Below are 6,212 nucleotides of genomic sequence, written 5' to 3'. Positions count from 1 at the left end.
ACTACCTGGAAAACTGCGAACGCAGCCCGTCTGCTAGATGCCGAACGGCAGACCAACACTGTAGGGGATGTATTAGCAGTAAATCGCTACTACGGTGCGGGTCACGTCGGGGAAAATAACGGCTGGCGGATTGATCCCGGTCATAAATACGTGGGTACATCGGTACTTTACCAACCCAATAAGCTGCCCGTCAATGTGAAGCAGGTAAGTGGCAAACCTTTTATGATGACTGAAAGCAGTTGGCCCCATCCTAATAAATATGTTTCCGAATCTATATTTCTTACGGCAGCGTATAGCTCGCTCACGGGCTTTGATGCGTACTATTGGTTTTCGCCCCGCTCACCGGGCTACCCAGTAGAAGATCAAGATGTGCTTCATATCTTCGCTAACAATCCTACGTTTGAGCAACCAATTTATAAGTTTAATTCAGCCACCCCGGCTCATACTGGTCCTTTTCCTGCCAATGCACTACTCTACCGAAAAGGCTACGTGCAACCTGCCCCAACCGTAGTATACGAAGAGCGCAGCGCAGAACAGGTGCACCAGCGAGAGATTCCATTGATTACCGAAGAAGGCGGCTTCGATCCGAACCGCGATAGCTACGATACGCAAGGCGATGCCACCGCCACGGAAGTAGCCCCGGTAGCCTATCTGGCGGGCGCAGTACGAGTAAAGTACAATGGCGACCCTAGTAATTCTACGGTTTCGTCGCAACTGGGCGATCTGCTGAATTTTTCGGAAAAAAAGATAACTAGCGCCACGGGTCAACTGGAGTGGGATTACGAGAAGGGGCAGTGCACTTTAAATGCTCCGTCGGCGCAGGGAGTGTCTGGATTCTTCAGCGAAGCGGGCAAAACAATTGAGTTAGGCGACGTGTCACTTACACTAAAGAATGAGTACGTCACGCTAGTAACGGTAGCCATGGATGCGCAACCACTATCAACCTCAGAAGAAGTATTGGTACAAGTGAACACTCGCTATGAGCTAACGGGCTATCGCGAAAAGCCAGCAACCTTTGAGCTGGGCGACGAAACAGTAGAAGGCTTTGAAGTAGAGCGTACCGGCGAACTGCCCTGGAAAGCGGCTAACACCGAAGTAACTATGACTATTCGGAACGACCGCTTAAAGTCAGCGTACCTACTGGATGCCAACGGTTACGAAGTTGGTCAGGTAGCGGTAGAGGTTAACAACGGAAGTTTGACTTTAACGCTACCCCAAAATGCCATGTACGTAATGCTCACTACAGATGCCTCTACAGTAACTTCGCTAAACAATGAAGTAGAAGATACCTGGACAGTTTTTCCGAATCCCTCTATGGGACAGTTTACGGTTCGCTTACCCAAAGGTGCATTTCAGTTTGATGAAGTGCGAATACATAACCTAATGGGTAAGGAAGTGTACCGATCACGGCATCAAAAATCAAAGGAGCTTACAGTGGCAAGCAAGCTTTCGCCGGGAATGTATGTGCTTAGTTTGCGGCAGAAGAACGTAGTGGTAGAAAGCAAGAAATTAGTTATTCAGCCTTAAGCTGAACCCATTCGCAGAATTATCAGGTTTATAGATTTTGAATACCACAACTATGTTTTTATATATAGCAAAACTACTCTTCAGTAGCACGCTAGTAGTTTCGTTAGCTACTACTGCTTTTTCTCAACCAGTCCGATTAATTGTGCGTAGCGATGATATGGGTTTTACCCATGCGGCCAATGAGGCGATGATTGAAACCTACCAGAATGGTATTACTACTTCAATAGAAGTGATGGTGCCTACACCCTGGTTTCCCGAAGCCGTAACAATACTACGCGAATATCCTGATTTGGATGTGGGTGTTCACTTGACCCTAACCAGTGAGTGGGAAAATATTAAGTGGAGACCTCTAACATCAGTTCCCAGCCTGACGGATGACCGTGGTTACTTTCATCCGATGATTTGGCCGAATGAGAATTACGGTGACGATCAAGCACTTAGTACCCAAGATTGGAAACTGGCGGAGGTTGAACAGGAGCTACGCGCCCAGATTGAACTAGCGAAGCGAGAAATCCCCCAGCTCACCCATGTTACCGGACACATGGGATGTAGCCACCTTGACGAGCGAATAGAAGCGGTAGTAAGAAAGCTGACGGAAGAATACGGCCTCGCCATCTTTCCAGAAGATTTGGGCGTGAAACGAGCTCAGTACCAAGGATCAAAAGAAACCGCAGAGGAAAAAATTAGTAGCTTCATCGCGATGCTGGAAGGCCTCACTCCCGGCACTTACCTGTTTGTGGATCATCCCGCCTATGACACCCCCGAAGTACAAGCTGTGCACCACATTGGCTACACACATGTGGCGGCTGATCGGCAAGGGGTTACTGATTTGCTGACCAGCGAAAAAGTAAAAGAAGCCATTCGTCGCTTTAATATTCAACTGATTGACTACGCTGACTTGGTTCAGTAGTACTGCTTTTCTTATGAACAAAATATTCCTACGACTTACCATACTATTCCCGTTTGGTTTGGCCTTTCAGACTTTATTAGCTCAGTATCCGCACCACGCGCTTCCGCAGTATCCCGAAGAATGGACCGCCCAGTGGATTACCCACCCGAATATTGATGAAACCGCCTACAACCTTATCCATTTCAGAAATGCGTTCGAGCTAGAATCCGCACCCGAACAGTTTATTGTTCATGTGAGTGGCGATAACCGTTATCGGCTGTATGTCAATGGGCAAGAAGTGGTGTACGGCCCGCAATTGGGCGACATGCGCCACTGGCGGTACGAAACGGTAGACCTATCTTTTTACTTAAAGAAAGGCAAAAATATAATAGCCGCTGAGGTGATAAACTGGGGGGTGGAGCGAAGCTACGGGATTATGTCGTTCAGAACTGCATTTCTACTGCAAGGGCATTCTGAACGGGAAATAGCAATTAATACCACAACTAATAACTGGAAAGTGCTGACGAATCAGGGAATGCACGAAAAAACGGTATTTTGGCGCGGTGGTGGCGAGATCATCGGTGGCTTCTACGCCGCTAATCCGACCAACTCAGTAGTTGCCGCACAGTATCCTTGGGGTTGGCAGCAAGCTGACTTTAACGATAGCCAATGGTTGAGGCCCAAAATGGTGTTTGCCCGGCCGACAACCGATGCTAGTAACGGTCACGGCTGGATTCTGCAACCGCGCACCACTGTCATTCAAACCAGTGAGAAAGAATCGCTAACGCGTATTGCCCGCTCTGATTTAGCTAATCTACCTACTGATTTTCAGTTTGGCGCCCAAGCCTTAGAAATTCCTGCGAATAGTCGGCATACCCTACTGATTGATCAGGGCTACGTTACGTTGGGTTACCCCAAACTTACCCTTTCTGGGGGGAAAGGCGCGCAAGTTAAGGTTCGGTATTCGGAAGCACTATACAACGATCAGAACCAAAAAGGTAATCGCAACGAGATTGAAGGCAAAGTAATAAAAGGCATCAGCGATGTATACGTGATGGATGACGGTAAAAATCGTACGTTTCAGCCTATTTGGTTTCGGGCATTTCGCTTTATCCAATTAGAGGTTCAAACCCAGGATGAACCGTTGCAGATTAATGGTTTCTACAATGTGTATTCGGCTAGTCCCATTCCGCTTCAAGCTGAATTCGCTACTACCGATTCAGTTTATCAAAAGGTTTGGGATATTTGCTGGCACGGCCTAAAAATTTGCGCTCAAGATAATCTGCTGAGTGACGCTTACTACGAGCAAATGCAGTACGTTGGTGATCTGCGCCCTCACCTAATGGGCTGGACGGCACTCACCGGTGATCTTACGTATTTCCGCAGTGCAATGGAGCAATTTAATAACTCTCGTTTGCCCGATGGCAATGTTACTAGTTGCTACCCACTCAAAGCTACCTTCGTACATCCTACCTACTCATTGGTCTGGATTGATATGCTGCACGACCTGATGATGCTCGATGGCGATAAGCGTTTAATCCAATCGTACACCGGCGAAATTCAGGAGGTGTTTGATTATTACGAGTCACTGATCAATGAGAACGGGCTGGTTGGTAAATCAAAGTACCCCATGTTTATTGATTGGTATCTGCCAAAAGGAGGTAATTCGCCGGTGAACAAGGATGGCAACTCGGCTATCTTAACGCTGAACTATGCTTACACATTAGGCAAAACTGCCAAAATTATGGAGTGGTTGGGCTACCAAGAGAAAGCCAACTTCTATCAAATTCAGGGCGCAAAGTACGCCGAAGTTGTGCGAAGGCTGTGCTTCGATGCTGAACGAGGTATTTACGCCGACGACCCAGAAAAAACATTCTACGATCAGCGAGCTAGTATTCTGGCTGTTCTCACTGGTGCTCACACCGGAGAAGAGAAGAAAAGTCTTATGCAAAAGTTGCTAGACAGCAGCACTGAGTTTGATAGCCGAGCGAATCTGTTCTACTACTTTTATCTGTTTGAAGCCATGCAAAAAACGGGGGTAGGGGACTTCACTACTGAATTACAACTTTGGAAAGATATTGCTGCCATGGGAATGTCGGCTACGCCCGAAAAAAGAATTGAGCAGCATCCCCGCTCGGAAGTACATCCGTGGACAGCGCACCCGGTACATTTTTATTTTAGTCTGGTTGCCGGAATTCGGCCAATGAGTCCGGGTTTTAAGGAAGTACACATTGCCCCTCAACCCGGTAGTTTGGAAACGGTTCAAGCTACCTATCCGACCAAACAAGGTACTATTCATGTTGATCTTCAATTTAAAGAAGAGGATGTTGTTGGTAGTATTGTTCTGCCCCCGGGCATGAACGGTATGTTTACTTGGCAAAAGCAGCAAATATAACTTTCTTCGGGCAAATCTGATATTCACCTTGCTTACTAATCTTCATACGATGCTTTGCCGTAGAATAGGTTTACAAACCCGCTTAAAAATTCTATTTCTTCTATCGGGGGTACCGCTGCTTTTGTGTTTCGTATTCCTTAGTGAGCCAGTACGAATTATGGCGATTGGTGACTCGATCACCCAAGGAGGAAAACGTGATGTGAAAGAGTATACTTACCGTCTGCCACTACAAATGATACTTAGCCAGCATAACATTGTATTTGATTTTGTAGGATCTAGAACGGAAGGTTTACACGATGATGCTACTTGGCCCAATGTAGCCGAGGGCGTAGTATTTGATCCCGACCACGACGGTTATTACGGTAACAAAACAGTAGATGCCGTTCGGAAGACTATTATTGGTTACAACCAAACTATCCCGCCCGATATTGTGCTAGTTCATTTAGGTACTAATGATCAGAAATTAGGTGACTTTGAGTATAATGTTGGTCAACCCTTGCGCGAACTGATTAACTTTTTACGAACTAAAAATCCGAAGGTAGTAGTGCTATTAGGGCACTTAAATTTTAATAATAGCGAGAGCGCCCTCACTATTCGGAAAGTAGTAGAGCAAGTGGCGACTGACCTTTCTACGAACCAATCTCCTGTAAAAACAGTCCATCACTATCAAGGATGGTATGAGAATCCGGAACATATCTACGCAGATACATTTGACTGGGCGCACCCCAATCTGAAAGGGCAGGAGAAGATGGCGCGCAGTTGGTGGAAAGCTATGCAGCCGTATTTATTATAATAAGAATACTTACCTAAAAAAGGCATCCTTTTTGCCATAATGTAAGCAATAGCAACATAAATTCTTACATTATGCGAACTTACCATATTTTCATTTGGATATTAGGAGTTATCTCATTGGCAAGCTGCCAAGGACCTGAAGGATTGCCGGGCCCCGTTGGTCCTCCCGGGTTTGACGGCCCTCAAGGCCCTCCTGGCAATGATGGTTTGCTAGGTATAACCTACGATAGAATTATTGATCTGAATGCCGGGAACGATTGGCAAGCGGGTTTTCAGTTTCCGATTGAAGATGATATAGCACCTACCGATGCAGTATTAGGTTTTCTGCTATGGGAACAGGCTGAAGCTACTGATGGAGGATTAATTGATGTTTGGCGACCGATGCCCGTTAGTTTTTTCACTGATGCTGGGTTACTACAGATCAGCTACGATTTTACAGGCGGTGATGTATTTTTCTTTGCTGAAGCTGGGTTTGTACTAGATGCTGAACGTGACGTGTACAATGATGAAGTTGTACGAATCGTAGTAGTGCCATCAGCACCATCAGCGAATGATGCCCGCCTGGAAGTCAACTACGAAGACTACTACGAAGTAGCCGAAATCTACGGT

At 46.4% G+C, this 6,212-nt stretch carries 5 protein-coding genes; all 5 read left to right on the top strand.

Features of this window, described 5'->3' with window-relative positions; all coding sequences use genetic code 11:
- A partial coding sequence (locus tag WBA23_RS25820; RefSeq protein WP_424585160.1) for a T9SS type A sorting domain-containing protein occupies positions 1-1,527 on the top strand: 1,527 nt, incomplete at its 5' end.
- 52 nt (positions 1,528-1,579) lie between these two features.
- A complete protein-coding gene (locus WBA23_RS25815; protein ID WP_424585159.1) occupies positions 1,580-2,437 on the top strand; it encodes a polysaccharide deacetylase family protein in 858 nt (285 codons plus the stop codon).
- Positions 2,438-2,450: 13 nt separating this feature from the next.
- Positions 2,451-4,811: a family 78 glycoside hydrolase catalytic domain gene (locus WBA23_RS25810; RefSeq protein WP_424585158.1), complete on the top strand. Its 2,361-nt coding sequence runs from the start codon at positions 2,451-2,453 to the stop codon at positions 4,809-4,811.
- A gap of 49 nt (positions 4,812-4,860) precedes the next feature.
- The gene (locus WBA23_RS25805; RefSeq protein ID WP_424585157.1) at positions 4,861-5,604 is read left to right on the top strand and encodes a GDSL-type esterase/lipase family protein; all 744 of its coding nucleotides are present in this window, start codon (positions 4,861-4,863) and stop codon (positions 5,602-5,604) included.
- Positions 5,605-5,675: 71 nt separating this feature from the next.
- A partial coding sequence (locus WBA23_RS25800; RefSeq protein WP_424585156.1) for a hypothetical protein occupies positions 5,676-6,212 on the top strand: 537 nt, incomplete at its 3' end.

This window comes from Tunicatimonas sp., assembly GCF_049647865.1.
Taxonomy (GTDB): Bacteria; Bacteroidota; Bacteroidia; order Cytophagales; family Cyclobacteriaceae; genus Tunicatimonas.
This window is presented reverse-complemented; position numbering and strand designations above follow the sequence as displayed.